This is a genomic window from Nonomuraea fuscirosea, assembly GCF_035917475.1.
Classification (GTDB): domain Bacteria; phylum Actinomycetota; class Actinomycetes; order Streptosporangiales; family Streptosporangiaceae; genus Nonomuraea; species Nonomuraea fuscirosea.
Genome location: NZ_CP109074.1, coordinates 3,870,964 through 3,888,856, shown reverse-complemented (window position 1 = coordinate 3,888,856; position 17,893 = coordinate 3,870,964). Strand labels below are relative to the sequence as shown.

At 73.1% G+C, this 17,893-nt stretch carries 16 protein-coding genes; 10 read left to right on the top strand and 6 right to left on the bottom strand.

Annotation, left to right across the window (positions count from 1 at the left end):
* The first annotated feature begins 103 nt into the window (after window positions 1-103).
* From OIE67_RS17585 to OIE67_RS17555, 7 genes are all read left to right on the top strand, one after another.
* A complete protein-coding gene (locus OIE67_RS17585) occupies window positions 104-1,435 on the top strand; it encodes a family 43 glycosylhydrolase (RefSeq protein ID WP_326641602.1) in 1,332 nt (443 codons plus the stop codon).
* Between the two features lie 104 nt (window positions 1,436-1,539).
* Window positions 1,540-2,814, top strand: a complete 1,275-nt coding sequence (locus OIE67_RS17580) for a PP2C family protein-serine/threonine phosphatase (RefSeq protein WP_326641600.1) — start codon at window positions 1,540-1,542, stop codon at window positions 2,812-2,814.
* A gap of 68 nt (window positions 2,815-2,882) precedes the next feature.
* Window positions 2,883-3,650, top strand: a complete 768-nt coding sequence (locus OIE67_RS17575) for an alpha/beta hydrolase (RefSeq protein WP_326641598.1) — start codon at window positions 2,883-2,885, stop codon at window positions 3,648-3,650.
* A gap of 162 nt (window positions 3,651-3,812) precedes the next feature.
* Window positions 3,813-6,365, top strand: a complete 2,553-nt coding sequence (locus OIE67_RS17570; protein ID WP_326641595.1) for a hypothetical protein — start codon at window positions 3,813-3,815, stop codon at window positions 6,363-6,365.
* 123 nt (window positions 6,366-6,488) lie between these two features.
* Entirely contained in the window at window positions 6,489-7,883 is a 1,395-nt protein-coding gene (locus OIE67_RS17565; protein WP_326641593.1) for a family 2B encapsulin nanocompartment shell protein, read from the top strand.
* 51 nt (window positions 7,884-7,934) lie between these two features.
* On the top strand, window positions 7,935-9,119 hold the full coding sequence (locus OIE67_RS17560) for a family 2 encapsulin nanocompartment cargo protein terpene cyclase (RefSeq protein ID WP_326641591.1): 1,185 nt from the start codon (window positions 7,935-7,937) through the stop codon (window positions 9,117-9,119).
* A gap of 27 nt (window positions 9,120-9,146) precedes the next feature.
* Window positions 9,147-10,004, top strand: a complete 858-nt coding sequence (locus OIE67_RS17555; protein ID WP_326641589.1) for a geranyl diphosphate 2-C-methyltransferase — start codon at window positions 9,147-9,149, stop codon at window positions 10,002-10,004.
* 171 nt (window positions 10,005-10,175) lie between these two features.
* On the opposite strand, the gene OIE67_RS17550 is transcribed toward OIE67_RS17555, so the two are convergent.
* On the bottom strand, window positions 10,176-11,057 hold the full coding sequence (locus OIE67_RS17550) for an NmrA family NAD(P)-binding protein (protein ID WP_326641588.1): 882 nt from the start codon (window positions 11,055-11,057) through the stop codon (window positions 10,176-10,178).
* Window positions 11,058-11,146: 89 nt separating this feature from the next.
* Here OIE67_RS17550 and OIE67_RS17545 point away from each other — a divergent pair, with 89 nt between their 5' ends.
* Together OIE67_RS17545 and OIE67_RS17540 are read left to right on the top strand one after the other, a co-directional pair.
* The gene (locus OIE67_RS17545) at window positions 11,147-11,875 is read left to right on the top strand and encodes a TetR/AcrR family transcriptional regulator (RefSeq protein ID WP_326641585.1); all 729 of its coding nucleotides are present in this window, start codon (window positions 11,147-11,149) and stop codon (window positions 11,873-11,875) included.
* A gap of 135 nt (window positions 11,876-12,010) precedes the next feature.
* Entirely contained in the window at window positions 12,011-12,655 is a 645-nt protein-coding gene (locus tag OIE67_RS17540) for a Dps family protein (protein WP_245956197.1), read from the top strand.
* Window positions 12,656-12,702: 47 nt separating this feature from the next.
* Here the strand turns inward: OIE67_RS17540 and OIE67_RS17535 are convergent, their stop codons facing one another.
* The 5 genes from OIE67_RS17535 to OIE67_RS17515 form a co-directional block, all read right to left on the bottom strand.
* Complete coding sequence (locus OIE67_RS17535; RefSeq protein ID WP_326641583.1) at window positions 12,703-13,203, bottom strand: hypothetical protein; 501 nt, start codon at window positions 13,201-13,203, stop codon at window positions 12,703-12,705.
* 291 nt (window positions 13,204-13,494) lie between these two features.
* Window positions 13,495-13,962, bottom strand: a complete 468-nt coding sequence (locus OIE67_RS17530; protein ID WP_106246798.1) for a VOC family protein — start codon at window positions 13,960-13,962, stop codon at window positions 13,495-13,497.
* Between the two features lie 99 nt (window positions 13,963-14,061).
* Entirely contained in the window at window positions 14,062-14,949 is an 888-nt protein-coding gene (locus OIE67_RS17525) for an ABC transporter permease (RefSeq protein ID WP_326641580.1), read from the bottom strand.
* A 186-nt stretch (window positions 14,950-15,135) separates the two neighbouring features.
* On the bottom strand, window positions 15,136-16,056 hold the full coding sequence (locus OIE67_RS17520; protein WP_326641578.1) for a LysR family transcriptional regulator: 921 nt from the start codon (window positions 16,054-16,056) through the stop codon (window positions 15,136-15,138).
* Between the two features lie 61 nt (window positions 16,057-16,117).
* A complete protein-coding gene (locus OIE67_RS17515; protein ID WP_326641576.1) occupies window positions 16,118-16,942 on the bottom strand; it encodes a hypothetical protein in 825 nt (274 codons plus the stop codon).
* Between the two features lie 244 nt (window positions 16,943-17,186).
* On the opposite strand from OIE67_RS17515, the gene OIE67_RS17510 reads away from it, so the two are divergent.
* Window positions 17,187-17,843: a helix-turn-helix domain-containing protein gene (locus OIE67_RS17510; RefSeq protein WP_326641574.1), complete on the top strand. Its 657-nt coding sequence runs from the start codon at window positions 17,187-17,189 to the stop codon at window positions 17,841-17,843.
* Window positions 17,844-17,893: the final 50 nt, after the last annotated feature.

Sequence of the window (17,893 nt, the reverse complement as noted above, 5' to 3'; positions counted from 1 at the left end):
CCGAATTAATCCGGGTTATTGACCGAATTAGTGCGAATTAGGCAGACTAACCGGACATAGCCGGATTGGACCCGGCAGTTGCCGATCTGAAGGGACATGGCTGATGAGTGGTGCTGAGCCCGGAGCCGACGTCGGCCGGCGCTCCTTGCTGGCGGGCGCCGCCGGCCTCTTAGGAGCCGCCGCACTGCCCGCCACGGCCGCACAGGCCCAAACACAGGAGCAGGCGCACGGCGCCGAGGCGGCCAAGCGGTATCCGCCGAACTGGCCCGCTCCCGAGCCGTACGGCCTCGCCGACATCCGGCCCGACCTGTGGCCGCGCGACGACAACTCCTTCGTCCTGCCGCTCGAACACCGCCCCCGCGACAGGGAGCTCGGCCGGGTGTGGATGCGCGACACCTACGTCAACTGCTTCGTCGTCGGCGGCCGGCCGCTCTACGTGGCCACGGGCACCACCCGCGTCCCCGGCCTCCCCGCGGCCGGGCCGTGGAACGACGGCATCTTCGTCTGGACGGCCCGGTCGCTGCGCGGGCCGTGGCGGCTGGCCGACACCACCCGCGTGCGGCCCGGCGCCGAGAAGGGCAAGGTCTGGTCGCCGGAGTTCGCCGCCGAGAACCGTCGCGGCCGCACGGTCGTGGCGCCGTGGCAGGAGTACTGGACCGACGAGCAGTTCGGCAAGCGCGGCAACGTCTGGGCTCCCGAGGTGCACCGCTTCGGCGGCAAGTGGTACATCGTCGCGTGCATGGGCGACCACTCGCAGAAGGTCGGCTCGTTCCTGCTGGTGAGCGAGGGCGGCGTCGAGGGGCCGTACCGGCTGGCCGAGGGCAACCTCGGCAAGCCGTTCGGCGACTCCTTGGCCGGCGGGCCCGCGTTCATCAAGCCGGGCGCGTACCACCACATCGACGGCAGCCTCTACACCGAGGGCCGCGACGCCTGGCTCGTGCTGCACAACAACCTGTACGCGAAGTTCAGGGACGACATGGAGGACATCGTCCCCGCGACCGATCTGCCGGCCTTCCGGCAGACGCCGTACACGCCGGAGCCGTACCTCGAAGGCGCGTACGTGTTCAAGCACCACGGCAAGTACTACCTGCTGCACGCCGCCTGGGACCGGGTGTCGGGCGGCGGCGAGCGGCACGCCTACGATCCGCCCGGCGCGGGCCGCACGCAGTACCAGTACGACGCGGTGATCGCGGTCGCGGACCGGTTCGAGGGGCCGTACTCCGAGAGGTGGACGGCGGGGGTCGGGGCCGGCCACAACAACCTGTTCGCCGACCACGCGGGCCGGTTGTGGGCCACGTTCTTCCGCAACCCCGCCGCCGGCTACTGGTCCGACCCGTCGCGCGTCGCCGAGGCCGCCGTGCCCGGCGTCGTCCGCGTGGAGTGGACCGGGCCTGAGGGCAACCGCCTGTACGTGCAGCGCCGCCACGGCCGCTGACACCGCCAGGCCGGTGTGGGCCCGGCCGTCCCGCCCGGGTCCGCACCGGCGGTTCGCGCGCCCGGGACGCGGCCAACCCCGTACACCATGGTTACGGTGAGTACATGTCCTCTCACGATTCCCGCCCGACGGCAGGGTCGGCGGCGGCGCGGGCGGCGATGTTCGGCGAACTGATCTCCGCCAGCCACACCTCCACGCTGGAGCAGGTCCCCGGCCTGGTGTCCGAGCACGCGGCCCGGGTCGGGCTCTGCGACGTGCTGATCTACCTCGCGGACCTGCAGCAGGAGGTGCTCTCCCCGCTGGTCGCCGAGCCGGCCCCGGCCGGCGAGCGCGAGCGCGACGAGATCGCCATCGAGGGCACGGTGGCGGGGCGGGCCTTCCAGCACGGGAAGATCATGCCGGCGACGGTACGCGACCCGCTGCAGTGGTGGGTGCCGCTGGTGAACGGCACCGACCGGCTGGGCGTGCTGAGCGTGACCCTGCCCGCCGTCGACCATGACGCGCTGCTGGACATGGAACGGCTGGCCGGGCTGGTGGCGCTGCTGGTGGTGTCCAAGCGCACCCTGAGCGACGTCTACGCCAAGCTGGTGCGCCGCAGGCGGATGAGCGTCTCGGCCGAGATGGAGTGGCGGCTCATGCCGCAGCGCACGTTCGCCACCGACCGGCTGGTGATCAGCGCGGTGATGGAGCCCGCCTACGACGTCAGCGGCGACGTGTACGACTACTCCTTCGGCGGCACGAAGGCGCACCTGGCGATCTTCGACGCGATGGGCCACGACACCGGCGCCGGGCTGACCGCGAACCTCGCGCTGACGACGCTGCGCAACAGCCGCCACGAGGGCGACGGGCTCGCCGTGTCGGCGGCCAGGATCGACCAGGCTCTGACCGAGCAGTTCGGCGGCGACCGGTTCACCACCTGCGTGGTGGCCACGCTCGACATCGTGAGCGGCCACCTCGAATGGGCCAGCTGCGGCCACTACCCGCCGGTCATCGTCCGCAGGCGCGCCACCGTCGAGCTCGGCTGCTCCCCCGCGCCGCCGGCCGGCACCGGGCTGGGCCTGCCGGTGACGGTGTGCCACACCCAGCTCCAGCGCGGGGACCGGCTGCTGCTCTACACCGACGGCATCACCGAGGCACGCAACCGGCACGGCGAGGAGTTCGGCATGGAACGCTTCGCCGACTTCCTCATCCGGCACCAGGCCGACGAGCTGCCGGTGCCCGAGACGCTGCGCCGCCTGATCCACCACCACCTCGACTACCACGAGCACCGGCTGCGCGACGACGCCACGGTCCTGCTGGTCGAATGGCCCGGCTCGCCGTACTCCAGGCACGAGGTCGAGGCTCTCAGCGGCGTCCCTCCGGAGGACGACCTTCCGTAGCCCCCCGGCGTACGGGCGCGGCTCACTCGCTCGTTACCATCCGTCGTCGAGCGAGACGAAAGGCCGTCATGAGCGAGCACCCCCTGTGGCCCACGACCGGCGCGGCCACCATCACCGCCTTCCCCGTACGCGCGGACGCGCCGGCCCCGGCGGTCGTCGTGTTCCCCGGCGGCGCGTACCACCACCTGGCCGGCCACGAGGGCGCCCCGGTCGCCCGGTGGCTGAACTCGCTGGGGATCGCCGCGTTCGTCGTGCGCTACCGGATCGCGCCGCACCGCCACCCGCTGCCCCTCCTCGACGCCGCCAGGGCCGTGCGCTGGGTACGGCACCACGCCGCCGGCACCGGCGTGGACCCGGCCCGCGTCGGCGTGCTCGGCTTCTCGGCGGGCGGCCACCTGGCGGGACTGCTGGCCACCGAGACGGGCCCGGCGCTCGCGGAGGGCCCGCACGACGCGATCGACGAGGCCGACCACCGTCCCGGCCTGGCCGTGCTCTGCTACCCCGTCACGACGCTGACCGGGCCGGCCGCGCACCGGGGTTCGGCGGCCAACCTGCTCGGGGAGGACGCGCCCGAGTCGCTGCGCGACCGGTTGTCGCTGCCCGGCCGGGTCGGGCCGGGCACGCCGCCGACGTTCCTTTGGCACACCGCCGACGACGACGGGGTCCCGCTCGACAACACCCTGCTGCTGTCGACGGCGCTGGCCCGGCACGGCGTCCGCCAGGAGGTGCACGTGTATCCCAGCGGCAGGCACGGGCTCGGGCTGGCCGGCGAGGAGCCCGCCGCCGCCGACTGGACCCGGCGCTGCGCCGTCTTCCTGCGCGGCCAGGGCTGGTAATCCCCCAGGCTTCAGCCGCGCGGGAGCCTCGTCTCGGGCGCGGGGAGACCTCGGCCATTTCTTGCCGACCGTACTCAGCGACGGTCGGCGAACATTACTCATGCGGCGCGCGCCCGGAGGCCTCATCATGGAGTCCCCCCGCCGAGGGAGAGGTGACGCGCCATGCCGCAGCACACGTCCCACGCCACAGGTCACCACCCGGACGGGCTGTCGGGGGTGACCGAACTGCGCCTGCACGGGGTGGGCGGGACCTCGCCCGGATCGCTGCTCGGCGACCTCGCGCCCACGCAGGTCGCGGGCGACCGCATCGCCGGTTTCTACCGCACGGCCGACCACGAGGGGCGGCACGTCGAGGCGTACTCGTGGGGTGGCCTGACCTCGGGCAGCTCGTGGCGGGTGCTGTGGCTGGTGCTGCTGCCGTTCGCGCTGGCCAACATGGCGGCCCACATGTTCCCGCCGTGGCTGGCCGATCGCCCGGTGCGGTTCCGGCTGTTCCGGTGGGCGGCCCGGCTGGCCTCGTTCGGCCTGACGCTCAACCTGGTGCTGCTGGCCGCCGCCGTACCGATCGACTACGTGGCCTACCAGTGCGGCGGCGTGCCCTCGTGCGCGCGCTGGCCGGCCTGGGTGCTGCCGCCGGACCTGCCCGCGGTGCGGATCCTGGTGGGGGCGCTGGCGCCGCTGCTGCTGATCGGCGCGCTGTACCTGCTCGCCCACACCACCCAGAACCGCTACGACCAGATCAAACCCGCCGCCCCCGACCCGGGCAAGGAGCGCCGCCCCGACGCGGAGGACGGGTTCCCCGGCCTGTCCGACCCGGCGTTCTGGAACGGCGTCCAGCACACCCGCGTCCTCACCCGCCTGCACGTCGCCGGCTCGCTGGCGCTCGTCGCGGCGCTGGTCGCGTGGACGGCGCACGGCGTCAGGCCGGTGGCGGGGCCCTGGCTCTGGCCGCTCCTGGCGGTGCCGGCGGCGGTCGTCGCCCTGTGCGCGATCGAGCTGCGCGCCGACACGGCGGGCGCGGGCGGCCGGTGGCGGTCGTGGGCGCTGCTGGGCGTCGCGGGCGCGGCCGTGGCGGGGGCGGCGGTGCTGGCCGTGAGCCGGCGGCCGGGGGATCCCCTGGGGACGGGCCCGCACGAGCTGCCCGGCCTGCAGGTCTTCATGGACGCGGTGTACGGGGTCGTCTTCCTCACCCTCTTCCTCGTCCCCGTCACGCTGGTCGCGGGCGCGTGGACCAGGGAGAACTGGGCGGGGGTCGCCCGGCGTACCGTCCTGGTGGCCGCGGCCTTCGCCGCCGGGGTGGCCGTGCTGGCGATCTGGGGCACGGACTCGCTGTGGATCTGGATCGGCACGGGACTCGGGATCGCCGTCGGCGCGGTCGGAGCCCTCTCCGAGCGCCGCTCCGGTTCCGAGGGCGGCTCTGACGGCGGGTCCGGGGGCGGTCCCGGCAGCGGGTCCGGGGACGGCTCCGACGGCGGGTCCGACGGCGGCGGGAGGTTCCGGTGGGCGGCGCCGTTCGTGGTCCTCGGGGTGGCCATGGCGGTGCTCAACACGTTCATGCTGGCCACGCTGCTGCTCGTCGCCGAGTGGCTGGGCACGCTGCGGCCCTGCCACGACCCGCGCCTCGGCGGCTGCCTGGACGTCGCCACTCCGCCGGGAGGCGAGCCGCCGATCGCGGTGTTCCCGCTGATCAGGAACATCACCCCCTACCTCGTCGCCGTCCCCCTGCTGCTGGTGACCTGCTTCGCGCTCTACCAGCTGGCGCGCTGGCTGATCAGCGGGCGGACGGGCCGGCAGGCAGTGTTCGACTACTACTGCCCGCGTGACGTGGCCCGCGAGCCGGACCCCGAGTGGTGGGTCTCCACGGTCGCCCGCGGCCCCGTGCCGGAGTGGCAGCGGCGGCTGGTGCGCCGCTGGCCCGGCCGGGTGGCCAGGGCGCGGCGGCTGGCCCGGGCGCCGCGCGACCTCGATCTGCTGCTCACGGCGGTGGCGGTGGTCGGGGGCGTGCTGTTCGTGTGGATCCAGTGGCGGCTGCGCACCTCCGGCGGGCCGCCGGCGAACCCCAACTGGCTGATCACCGCCTGTTCGGGGGCCGCCATGCTGCTGCCCGCCCTGCTGCTCGTGCTGCTGCGGCTGGGCTGGAAGGACGAGCGCCACCGCCGGTCCATCGGGGTGCTGTGGGACGTGGCCACGTTCTGGCCGCGTCACTCGCATCCGCTCGCGCCGCCGTCGTACGCCGAGCGGGCGGTGCCCGAGCTGCAGCGGCGGCTGTGGTGGCTGCACGACAACGGCGGGATCCCGCTGCTGGCCGCGCACAGCCAGGGCTCGATCATCGCCGTCGCGGCGCTGGCGCAGGCGGACGCGCGTCCCGTCCGCGACCGGGTGGCCCTGGTCACCTTCGGCTCGCCGCTGCGCACGCTCTACGCCTGGGGCTTTCCGGCGTACTTCGGCGAGGCGTTGTTCCGGCGGCTGGCGTACGGGCCGGGGATCAAGGTGGCGTGCTGGCGGAACTTCTGGTGCGACACCGACTACATCGGCGGCCCCGTGCGCGACAGCGCCGTGGACGAGCGCTTGCCCGACCCGCCGACCAGCCGTTTCCTGTACGGGCAGCCGTTGCCGCGGGTCGGCGCCCACACCGGCTTCTGGGCCGACGAGGAACTGCGCCGGCAGGTGTCCGCCCTGGCCGCGAACCTGGCCGGTCCGCCGCCCCGCCCGTAAGTGGCCGTAACGTCACATCGTCTTTACGCCGGGACAGCATTCCTCACTACCAAGATACTCTACGCTTAGTGTCCGCATAACTACGTTAAGTAGCGACCGCTTGCCCGACCCCCCGGAGGAGCAATGCCCACCGAGCCCACGGACACTCGGCTGAGCCTGGACACGCGGGCCGCGCGCAACCTGGCCACCACCACCAAGACCCGCCCGCAGATGCAGTCCATCAGCTCGCGCTGGCTGCTGCGCATGCTGCCCTGGGTGGACGTTCGGGGCGGGACCTACCGCGTCAACCGCCGGCTGACGCACCGGGCCGGGCGCGGGCGCGTCGCGGTGGCCCAGGCCGGGGCCGGCGACGTGCGGATCGTGCCGGAGACGCTGACGGAGATCCCCGCGCTGCGCGGCTTCGGTGACGCGGGCGTGCTGGCGGCCGTCGCGGAGTCGTTCACGGCGCGCGAATACCGTCCAGGCGAGGTCGTGGCCCGGGCCGGCGATCCGGTCGGCGAGACCTGCGTGATCGCCCACGGCCGGGTGGAGCGGCTGGCCACCGGCCGATACGGCGACGCCCAGTTCCTCGGCGTCATCGCCGACGGCGACCAGTTCGGCGACGAGGCCCTCACGGACGACGATCCGCGCTGGTCGTGCACGTACCGGGCGGCCACGGCCTGCACGATCCTGTTCGCGCCGCGCGAGGCGCTGCACCGGCTGGCCGAGCGCTCGCCCGCGCTGCGCGAGCACGTCGCCCGCCACCGCGAGAGCCTGCTGCGGCCGGTCAACCGGCGCGGCGAGGCGGCGGTGGCCGTGTCGGCGGGGCACACCGGCGAGCCCGTCATCGACGGCACGTTCGTCGACTACGACCTGCACCCGCGCGAGTACGAGCTCAGCGTCGCCCAGACCATCCTGCGCGTGCACACCCGGGTGGCCGACCTCTACAACGACCCGATGAACCAGATCGAGCAGCAGCTCCGGCTGACCGTGCACGAGCTGCGCGAGCGCCAGGAGTGGGAGCTGCTCAACAACCGCGAGTTCGGGCTGCTCCACAACACCGACTACGACCAGCGGATCTACCCCTGGTCGGGGCCGCCGACGCCGGACGACCTCGACGAGCTGATCGCCATGCGCCGCAAGACCCGCCTGCTGCTGGCCCACCCCAAGGCGATCGCCGCGTTCTTCCGCGAGTGCAACAAGCGCGGGCTGGTCGTGGGCAGCATCGAGGTGAACGGCCACGAGGTGCCCGCCTGGCGCGGCATCCCGATCTTCCCCTGCGGCAAGATCCCGATCTCGGCCGGGCGCACCACCTCGATCCTGGCGCTGCGTACGGGCGAGGACGATCAGGGGGTCGTCGGCCTGCACCAGACCGGCATCCCCGAGGAGTACGAACCGGGCCTCAACGTGCGCTTCATGGACATCAACGAGCAGGCCGTCATGTCCTACCTGGTCAGCGCCTACTACTCGGTGGCGGTCCTGGTGCCCGACGCGATCGGCATCCTGGAGGACGTCGACATCGCGGCTCCGCGCTCCTGACCCGCCGACCCCTGGGAAGATCCTGACCGCCGAGCCTGGAAGAGACGCGACATGCTGGACTTCTCCGCATTCGATCCCTCCGCGACGCCGGTGCCCGCCGGGCCCACGGGGCTGGGCGCGTACACGCTGAGCCTGCGTTCGGCGCTGCGGCCGTACCGGCCGGGCTTCGAGGAGGGCGACGGGCACGAGGACGGCGTCCCCGGCGGGCCGCGCCCGTCGGGCGGCGACCGCGGCCTCAGCCTCGCCCCGCTGGCCTGCCGCGAGCGGGAGTGGGGCGACGGCACCTACCCGCCGCTCTACGTGCCCGAGACCGTCCGCGTCGACGACGCCCTCGGCGCGGAGGTCGATCGCCGGCTGGTGGCGTGGGCGGAGCGGACCGGCGTGCACGAGGGGCGGATGGAGCAGTTCGCCGCCACCGGCTACGGGCGGCTGGCCATGCTCACCCACGCCGACAGCGACGACCCCGACCACCTGCTGATCGCCGCCCAGCTGAACGCCGCGTGGTGGGCCGCCGACGACTACTACGCCGACGAGAGCGACCTCGGCGCCACCCCCACGGAGCTGCCGCCCCGGCTGGCGCTGGTCACCTCGGCCATGGACCCCCCGCCCGACGCCGGCCGCTACACCGCACAGCTGGAGGAGCACATCGGGAGCGATCCCGTCCTGGTCGCGCTGCGCTCGGCCACCAGCCACGCGGCCCGCCACTCCACCCCGGCGCAGGTGATGCGGATCCGCGGCATCACGAGCCAGATGTACGTGAGCTGGGCCGCCTACGCCGCCTGGCGTTACCTGGAGACGCCGCCGCCCGTCTGGCGCTACCTCGCGGCCCGCCAGCACGACAGCTTCTACACCTCCATGGTCCTCATCGACGTCGTCGGCGGCTACGAGCTGCCCGCGAACCTGTTCGGCGAGCCGCGCTTCCACACCGCGCTGATGCAGGCCGGCACCGCGAGCGTGCTGGTCAACGACCTGCACTCGGTGGAGCGGGAGGCGGCGGACGAGCTGCCCGACTCCAACGTGATCCTGCTGATGGCCGCCGAAGAGGGCTGCTCGATCCGCGAGGCCACCGAACGCACCGTCCACCTGCACAACCATTTCGTGCGCGGGTTCGAGCAGAGCCAGCGTTCGCTGGCCGCCCTCCCCTCCCCCGAGCTCAAGCGTTTCCTGCGCGGCGCGCAGGCGTGGATGGCCGGGGGCCTCGAGTGGCACCAGAGCACCAGCCGCTACCAGTCCTGACGATCCACCTGACGCAAGGAGCCCGCCGTGACCGTCACGTCCAACGCCTCGCCCGTTCTGAGCAGCCTCTACCAGCAGTCCGTCGCCGACTACTGGAACACCGAGGAGAACCCCGTCAACCTGAAGCTCGGTGAGGTGGACGGCCTCTACCACCACCACTACGGCATCGGCGACGTGGACTGGTCCGTCCTGGACGCCCCCGCCGAGTCCAGGGAGGAACGCGTCGTCCAGGAGTTGCACCGGCTGGAGAGCGCGCAGGCGCACACGCTGATGGCCCACCTCGGGCCGCTGCGCCCCGAGCACCGCGCCCTCGACGCCGGCTCGGGCCGGGGCGGCTCCAGCATCCTGGCCAACCTGCGCTTCGGCTGCCAGGTCGACGGCGTGTCCATCTCCGAGTCCCAGGTCGCCTTCGCCAACCAGCAGGCCAAGGAGCGCGGCGTGGACGACCGGGTGCGCTTCCACTTCCGCAACATGCTCGACACCGGCTTCGAGACCGGCGCCTTCCAGGCGAGCTGGAACAACGAGAGCACCATGTACGTGGAGCTGTCGCTGCTGTTCGCCGAGCACGCCAGGCTGCTGCGGCGCGGCGGGCGCTACGTGTGCATCACCGGGTGCTACAACGACGCCTACGGCCTGCCGTCCAGGGCGATCAGCCAGATCAACGCCCACTACATCTGCGACATCCACTCGCGCAGCACGTACTTCAAGGAGCTGGCGGCCAACCGCCTCGTGCCGGTCAGCGTCGTGGACCTGACTCCCGCCACGATCCCGTACTGGGAGCTGCGGGCCAGGACGCATCTGGCGACGGGGATCGAGGAGGCGTTCCTGGAGGCGTACAAGGGGGGCAGCTTCCAGTACCTGCTGATCGCCGCCGACCGCGTCTGACGCCCCGGGCGGGACGCGGCCGCACCCGCGTCCCGCCCGGAAACCGCCCGGCGGCTTCTCCCACGGCAACCTCAGAGCCGCCGCGGACGACCGCAGCACCCTCGGGCGGCACCTCCCCCACTACCTGGACGGCCTCGACGGCCGGTTCACCACCGCCGACGTGGAGTTCGGCTACCGGGCTGCGCTCGGGGTGGGCGTGGACAGGTGGCGGCGCAGGAGCGTGGGCAGGTCGGTGGGGTCGTGGCCGAGGAGGGTGGCCAGGGCCGGGTCCGTGGCGGCGAACTCGCCGGCGCGGGCGGCGGTGAAGGCGCCGAGCAGTTGCTCCGCCGCCTCGGCCGGGACGCCGTGGCCGGTCAGCCCGTGCACGAAGCGCTCGTCGGGCACCGTGTTCCTGGTGATCGGACGGCCGGTGATCTCGGCGGCCTGGCCGGCGATGTCGGCGAAGGTCAGCGCCTGTGACGCCGTGAGCGGGGGTGTGGGGCCGTCGAAGCGGCCCTCGTCGGCCAGGATGGCGGCGGCCGCCTCGGCGAGGTCCTCGTGGGCGGTCCAGCTGACCGGCCCGTCCGCGGGGAGGTCGGCCTGGCCGGTGCTGGGCGCGTCCCCGAGGAAGCGCAGCGCGTTGGCGGCGTAGAAGCCGTTGCGCAAGGACGTGAACGGCACGCCGCAGGCCCGCAGCGCGTCCTCGGTGGCGGCGTGGTCGCGGCAGGGCTGGAACCGCGACGCGGCGGCGGCGCCCATGTGACTGGTGTACAGGACGCGGCGGGCTCCGGCGGCGACGGCGGCGTCGATGGCCGTACGGTGGCGGCGCACGGCCTCCTCCCCCATCAGGTCGACGGAGACGATCAGCACCTGGGCGGCCCCCTCGAAGGCGTGGGCCAGGCTGCCCGCGTCGGCGAAGCTGCCCTGGCGCACCCGTACGCCCCGATCGGCGAGCGCCCGCGCCTTCTCGGGGTCGCGGACGCTGACGCCGATCCGGCCGGCCGGCACGCGGGCCAGCAGCCGCTCGACGATCTGACGTCCGAGCAGCCCCGTGGCCCCGGTCACGATGATCATGATGCACTCCAAGCGTTGGTTCCAGTGGAAACACTTCAACGTTAGCACTGATAATAACGCCGGAAGCAAGAATGCGATATCGTTGATACATGGCACCACCTCCGCCCGCGGACGAGTCCGACGCCACGCTCGCCGGTCGCGAGCAGACCCGGCACCGCGTCATCGAGGCCGCCGCCGGCCTGCTGGCGCGGGAGGGCCGCGACGCCGTCACCACGCGCGCCGTCGCGGTCGCGGCGGGCGTGCAGGCGCCGGCCATCTACCGGCTGTTCGGCGACAAGGAGGGGCTGCTCGAAGCGGTCGCCGAATACGGCTTCACCAAGTTCCTCGCCTCCAAGCGCGTCGACCCCGACCCGCCGGACCCCATCGAGGACCTGCGGGCGGGCTGGGACCTGGCGGTCGAGTTCGGCCTGGCCAACCCCGCCCTCTACACGCTGATGTACGGCGAACCGAGCACCTTCGCCTCCCCCGCCTTCCAGGCCGGCATGGAGATCCTCAAGGGCCGCATCCGCCGCCTGGCCGCGGGCGGCTGGCTGCGCGTGGGCGAGGAGCTCGCGATCGCGATCATCCACGCCACGGCGCGCGGCGCGGTGCTCACCTGGCTGTCCCTGCCCGAGGAACGGCGCGATCCGGTCCTGCTGACCACGCTCAGGGAGTCGATGGTCACCGCGGTGACCGTCCTGGAGCCCGCCGTCCGCGACGCGGGCCCGGCCGGCGCCGCCCGCGCCCTGCGGGCGGCCCTGCCCGAGCAGAGCATCCTCAGCGGCCCCGAGCGGGAGCTGCTGAAGGAGTGGCTCGACCGGCTCGCCGCCGACGGCTGACCGCTCGGGGCCCGGCGGGGCGTCGCGGGTGGGACAAACTTTGCCAGGCGTTGGGCCTGGGCTGGGCTCCAAGGGCGGCCATACGGGAAGGTTCGTCGGCAGATCGGCTCAAAACCACCGCACCGGGAGATGATCGTGCCCGCCAAAGGCAACAGCACCACCAGCAAAGCGTCGAGGAAGACGACGAGCAGCCAGCCCTGGCTGCACGTGGACGGCACCCAGATCCAGGAGTTCGGCACGGTCCGATCGTGGCCGCTCGGACTGTCGGACGAGGCGCGCAGCTACTCGTGCGGCCGGCTCAACCAGATCCTGGCCGACACGCAGATCCTGTACGCCCTGTACAAGAAGCACCACTGGCTGATGCGCGGCCCGACCTTCTACCAGCTCCACCTGCTCCTGGACAAGCACGCCGGCGAGCAGCTCGAACTCGTGGACCAGCTGGCCGAGCGGGTCCAGACCCTGGGCGGCATCGCAGTCGGCGACCCGCGGCACGTCGCGGAGATCACGGTCATCCCGCGCCCGCCGAACGGCGCCGAGGAGGTGCCGGCCATGCTCTCGCGCCTGATCGAGGCACACGAGACGATCCTCGTGGCCTGCCACGACGCCGCCGCCCGCGCCGAGGAGATGGGCGACGACGGCACCAACGACCTGCTGGTCTCCGGCGTCATCAGGACGGGCGAGCTGCAGACCTGGTTCCTGGTCGAGCACCTGGTGGACACGCCGCTCGTGGAGACCCCGCACAACGGTCACTCCGACCGGTCGCGCCCGGGCATGAAGTAATCGGAGCCCCGGAAGCGCCGGGTGCGGCGCCTCCGGGGTGGGCCGGGTCAGAACTGCTGGTTGTCCAGCGAGTTGACCTTGACCGCAGTGATCTTCACCTGCTGCATCCGCACCTGCGCCGTGCCTCCGGGCTTGGTGCAGCCGAAGCTGAGCAGGCCGGTGCTGGTGTAGTTGTGCACGACGTTCAGGAAGACGCTCACCTTGCCGTTGGCGGGCAGGGTGACGTCCGTCCTGTCGGTGTCGGCGCCGCCGGCGGCGCTGATCAGGCACGTGTAGTCGATCGCCGCGGAGCCGGTGTTGACGGCCGTGAGCTTGGCGGTGATCGTGTACGGCCCCGTCGCCAGGAACTGGTTGAACCCGGGGCTGAGGCTGCCGGAGTGGATCAGCTCGTTGTTCCAGCGGCTGATCACCTCCGGCGGGACCGCCTCGGCCGACGTGGCGTTGCCCGCCAGCAGCGCGCCCGTGGCCACCGCGGCCACCGCGGCGGCCAGCACAGTAAGGCGCAGGCGCCCGGCACGGCGGGACGGAACGGTTGACGGCATGGTCATGCGAATCTCCAGGGTGTGGATGCGATGCCCCGCGCGGGATCGCGGGAGGCGCGGCACGCCCGTCGCTGGCCGAGGCGGCGCCCACCGGCTCACGTGCACCCGAGGAAGGTAACGTCCCGCCACCCCGGCCAACCGCGCACAAATACCCGCCCCAGGTGTGCCCCGCGTCATCGCGCTCACCCGCCTGCCCGCGGCGTCAGGACGCCGTCGCGCGGAGTGCCGCGACATGGCACCGGCCGGCGGCACCGCGCAGGTGCCGCGCTCATCGCCTCCGCCGGCCGGCCGCCGGCGTCAGGACTCGGTGCCGAAGCCGTCCATCTGTTCCCGTTCCTCCTGGGTGGTCAGCTCCTGGAAGAGCGTGATGTGCAGGCCGGCGGGCGCGTCGAGCCGGGAGTTGAGCGACTGCCAAGGGGTGAGGGTGGGCGGCGCGACCTGGCTGGCGCCGGCCGACACGAGCCGGCCGGTCGCCTCCTCCGCGTCGTCCACCTCGAACGCGACCCGCAGCTTCGGCGCCACCTGCCGGCCCACCTCGACCTCGTCGATCATCTTCTTCTGCGCCGGGTTGGCGATCTCCAGCGTGGCCCGGCCGGCGTCCAGGATGGCCACCCGCGCGCCGCCGTCCGCGGTGAACGCGGCCTCCTCGGGCAGGCCCAGGACGTCGCGGTAGAAGGCCAGCGCGGCCTCGTAGTCCTCGGCCTCGACGACCAGCCTGAGCTGCCGGACTGCGGGGCGGCCCGCGGGGTCTGCGTTCGTGGTCATGGGGGCTCTCCTCGTGGCAGGGGTCCCGGCGGTCCCGGGGCGTCGCAAACGTTAACCCGCCCGCCCCGCGGGCTTCATCCCCGTACGAGCCGAGCGGCCTCAGCCCCGCCCGTAGCGGTCCTCGGCCCGCCAGAAGTACCAGAACCCGGCCACGAGCGCGACGAACGCCCAGACCAGGCACGACAACCACACCAGCGGCGGCGGGGCGTGGCCGGGGATGAGGATGTCCCGCATCCACTCGATGTAGGAGGCCGCCGGGTTCAGGTACATCACCGTGGCCACCCACTCCGGCAGCCCCGCGGACCCGACCACCTTGTCGTGGATGGCGAAGAAGACGCCCGAGGAGTACAGCCACGTGCGCATGATGAACGGCAGCAACTGGTTGAGGTCGCGCATCGACGAGCCCACCCGGGCCATGATCAGCCCGGCCCCGACGTTGAACATCGTCTGCAGCACCAGCACGAGCGGGATCATCAGCCAGAACCAGCTCGGCAGCTCCCCGGTGACGACCACGATGATCAGCAGCACCCCCATCGAGAACGCGAGCTGCTGCAGCTCCTGGATCGTGTACGCCAGCGGCAGCGAGGCGCGCGGGAAGTGCAGGGCGCGGATCAGCGACAGGTTGCCGGAGATCGACTTGGCGCCGGCGGAGACCGTGCGCTGCGTGTAGGTGAAGACGAACATGCCGGTCAGCAGGAACGCGGTGTAGTTCTCGATGCCCCGGCTGCCGCCCAGGATGAGGCCGAACATCACGTAGTAGATGGCGGCGTTCAGCAGCGGCGTGATCACCTGCCACAGCTGCCCGAGCGCCGAGCCGGAGTACTTGGAGACGTTGCGCGAGGTCGCGTACGTCAGCACGAAGTGCCGCCGCTCCCAGAGCTGGCGGAGGTAGACGGTGAACCTGGGCCGCGCGATGGCGGGCCGCAGCCCGTGCTTGCGGGCCAGCTCCGCCAATGGCTCGCGGGCCGGGTCTTCCACGTGGCTCATACGCACCTCGCCGGGTCGTCCTTCGAGGATCATCCCTTGTCGGAGGGGGTCCGGGTCCAGTCTCGGACCGGAGCGTCGCGGAGTCGAGCATCAAGCTCACGAGGGCCGCCCGTGTTCGTGGCCCGAGCGGCGTGCCGGAGACGCCCGTGTCCGTGGCCCGAGCCGCGTGCCGGGGGCGCGCCCGCGTCAGCCGGCGGAGGCGGCGCCGCCGCCGGGCTTCCCGAGGTCGGGCAGGTGGCGGCGGGCGTGCTCGATGAACGCCCTGGCGGCGGGGCTCATGGGGCCTTCGGCGCGCCACACGACGCCCATCCGCCCGCGCAGCGCCGGCTCGGTGACCTCCAGGACGCGCAGCTGGGACGCGGCGCCGGCGACCGCCGACTCGGGCAGCACGGCCAGGCCCAGCCCGCGCGCGGCCAGCTGACCCAGCACGTAGGGCTCGCTGGCCTCGTACGCCACCTGCGGCGCGAACCCCGCCCGCGCGCACGCGTCCTCCAGCGCCGCCCGCAGTCCGGTGCCGACGGGCAGGCTGACCAGCCGCCGGCCCGCCAGCTCGGCCACCGTGACCGAGCCGGCGCCGGCCAGCTCGTGGTCCGGGTGCACGACCGCCACCAGCTTCTGGTCCACGACGACCTGCACCGCCACGCCCGGGGGCAGCGGGGCCCCGAGCCCGAGCAGGCCGAGGTCGAGCCGCCCGGTGGTGATGCCGTCGAGCAGCGAGTCCGGGTCGTTCTCCACCAGTGCGATCTCCACGGCGGGGAAGCGGTCGTGGAAGGAGGCGAGCATGCCGGGCAGGTCGAGCACCGAGGGCGTGGAGACGCCGCCCATCACGACCCGGCCGCGCAGCAGCCCGGTGAACTCGTCGGTGACCAGCCGCATGCCGGAGACGGCCGCGAGGGCGGCCCGCGCGTACGGGAGCACGGCCTCGCCGACCGCCGTCAGCCGCACGGCGCGGGCCGACCGGTCGAACAGCGGCTCGCCCAGCTCGCGTTCGAGCTGGCGGATCTGCGCGCTGACGCCCGGCTGGGCGACGTGCAGCCGGGCGGCGGCCTTGGTGAAGCCCGCCTCCTCGGCGACCGCCACGAAGTATTCGAGCTGCCGCAGTTCCATGGCCGAGATGCTAACGGCCGCCACCACACCCGGCCCACGACCCTGGCCGCCGGTCCAGTGCTCAGCTCGGCATGGTCACGCCCGTGACGGCGAAGCGTTCGACGGTGGCGACGTGGCCGCCGGTGGAGGCCACGACGGTCAGCGTCCCGCCCGGCTGCGCCGTGAAGTCCACCTTGGCCGTCCAGGCCGCCTTCTCCCCGCCGGCGCTCAGGCAGCAGCGCTCGCCCAGCGGGCCGTCCGCGCCGGGGTGGAGCACCTGGACCCTGATGCTCTCGTCCACGCCGGTGATGCGCCCGCCGACGGTCAGCGGCGATGAGGCGGACGCGCCGTAGGCCGGTCTGGTGAGGGTGAGCGAGGTGTCGTCGGTGCCGACCACCTCCCAGGGGGCGTCCTTGCCCTTGCCGTAACGCATGAGGTGCACCACGGCCGCCACCAGCGGCTCCGGCCCCTCCTCGGCGCGGTAGCCGACGTGCACCCGGGCGTGCTCGCCGTCCTTGACGACCTTGACGGCCTGGTCGATCTCGGTGAAGCCGAGGTAGTCGCGGGAGAAGGCGACGGCGGTGCGGCCGGCGTCGAGGTGCCAGGCCTCGCGGCCGTCGGCCTGGTGGGCGCGCCGCCACGCGGTGGCCTCCGCCGGGCCGGCGAACGGCCACAGGGGGTGGTAGTGACCGGCGATCAGGCTCTCACCCGGGCCGGGCGACGCGTCCGCGGTCTCGGCCGGGTCGGGGGCCGCGGTGGACGGCGTGGCGGGTGACGGGTCCGTGGAGGTGGCGGTGGCGGGCGGCTCGGCCTGCCGGGGGTCCGCCGGCCGAGGGTCCCCGCAGCCCGCCACACCCATTCCCAGCACGATCAGCAGCGGCAGGGTTCGTACGGCGAGCACTCTCATGCGGATACCTCCAGTGACGTGCCGACGGTACGAGGATGACGTACCCAGCGGCGGGACGAAGGTCCCTTGCCGCGAGGCCCTACGGCCATGGCTGAGGTGCGCCTGCGCGGGTACCGTCCACGCATGGGGGCCATACCCGTCGGAACGGGGCATACCGGTCGCGGCGTCCGCCGCCGGGGGGCGGGTCCTCACAGGGCGAGCGCCGACGGCGCGGCCCGCACCCATGACGCGAGGAGAACCGATCATGACAGGCACCGGCGATCTCGGCCGTCGCATCATCCATCACCGCGAGCGCCTCGGCCTGACCCAGGAGCAGGTCGCCGAGCGCGCGGACATGTCACCCGGTTACCTGAGATATCTGGAGGAGAACGCCGACAACCCGGACACCGGAGCTCTGTTCAGGCTGGCCGACGCCCTGGACACGACCACCGACGAACTGCTCGGCGGCGGCCAGGACCGGCCTCCCGGCCAGGGGCCCGCCACGGCCCACCCGAGGCTGGAGACCATGGACAAGGCCGAGTGCCTGCGCCTGATCGAGCCGGGCGGCATCGGGCGGGTGGCGTTCAACGGCTCGTACGGGCCGAGCGTGCTGCCGGTCAACTACACGATGCACGACGGGGCGATCGTCTTCGTCACGGCCGTCGGCGGGGCCATGGACCAGGACCTGCGTACCGGGACGGAAGGCGTCGAACTGGTCATCGCCTTCCAGATCGACAACATCGACGAGGCCAACCGGGAGGGGTGGAGCGTGCTGGTGCAGGGGCCGGCGCACCACGTGCCGGAGGAGGAGGCGGCCAGCGTGGCCGGGGCGGAGGTGACCCCGTGGGCGGGCGGCGACCGCAAGCTCTTCATCCGGATCATCCCGCAGCGGGTCATCGGCCGCCGCATCCACGCCATGTGAGCGCCCCGCCCCTCAGCCGCGGCCCGTGGTGATCGCCGTCGTCAGCGGCG

What these genes read in the sequence shown, in the direction of transcription:
- OIE67_RS17585 (WP_326641602.1), top strand. Translation starts at nt 104, where the DNA reads ATGAGTGGTGCTGAGCCCGGAGCCGACGTCGGCCGGCGCTCCTTGCTG.
- OIE67_RS17580 (WP_326641600.1), top strand. Translation starts at nt 1,540, where the DNA reads ATGTCCTCTCACGATTCCCGCCCGACGGCAGGGTCGGCGGCGGCGCGG.
- OIE67_RS17575 (WP_326641598.1), top strand. Translation starts at nt 2,883, where the DNA reads ATGAGCGAGCACCCCCTGTGGCCCACGACCGGCGCGGCCACCATCACC.
- OIE67_RS17570 (WP_326641595.1), top strand. Translation starts at nt 3,813, where the DNA reads ATGCCGCAGCACACGTCCCACGCCACAGGTCACCACCCGGACGGGCTG.
- OIE67_RS17565 (WP_326641593.1), top strand. Translation starts at nt 6,489, where the DNA reads ATGCCCACCGAGCCCACGGACACTCGGCTGAGCCTGGACACGCGGGCC.
- OIE67_RS17560 (WP_326641591.1), top strand. Translation starts at nt 7,935, where the DNA reads ATGCTGGACTTCTCCGCATTCGATCCCTCCGCGACGCCGGTGCCCGCC.
- OIE67_RS17550 (WP_326641588.1), bottom strand. Translation starts at nt 11,057, where the DNA reads ATGATCATCGTGACCGGGGCCACGGGGCTGCTCGGACGTCAGATCGTC.
- OIE67_RS17545 (WP_326641585.1), top strand. Translation starts at nt 11,147, where the DNA reads ATGGCACCACCTCCGCCCGCGGACGAGTCCGACGCCACGCTCGCCGGT.
- OIE67_RS17535 (WP_326641583.1), bottom strand. Translation starts at nt 13,203, where the DNA reads ATGACCATGCCGTCAACCGTTCCGTCCCGCCGTGCCGGGCGCCTGCGC.
- OIE67_RS17530 (WP_106246798.1), bottom strand. Translation starts at nt 13,962, where the DNA reads ATGACCACGAACGCAGACCCCGCGGGCCGCCCCGCAGTCCGGCAGCTC.
- OIE67_RS17525 (WP_326641580.1), bottom strand. Translation starts at nt 14,949, where the DNA reads ATGAGCCACGTGGAAGACCCGGCCCGCGAGCCATTGGCGGAGCTGGCC.
- OIE67_RS17520 (WP_326641578.1), bottom strand. Translation starts at nt 16,056, where the DNA reads ATGGAACTGCGGCAGCTCGAATACTTCGTGGCGGTCGCCGAGGAGGCG.
- OIE67_RS17515 (WP_326641576.1), bottom strand. Translation starts at nt 16,942, where the DNA reads ATGAGAGTGCTCGCCGTACGAACCCTGCCGCTGCTGATCGTGCTGGGA.
- OIE67_RS17510 (WP_326641574.1), top strand. Translation starts at nt 17,187, where the DNA reads ATGACAGGCACCGGCGATCTCGGCCGTCGCATCATCCATCACCGCGAG.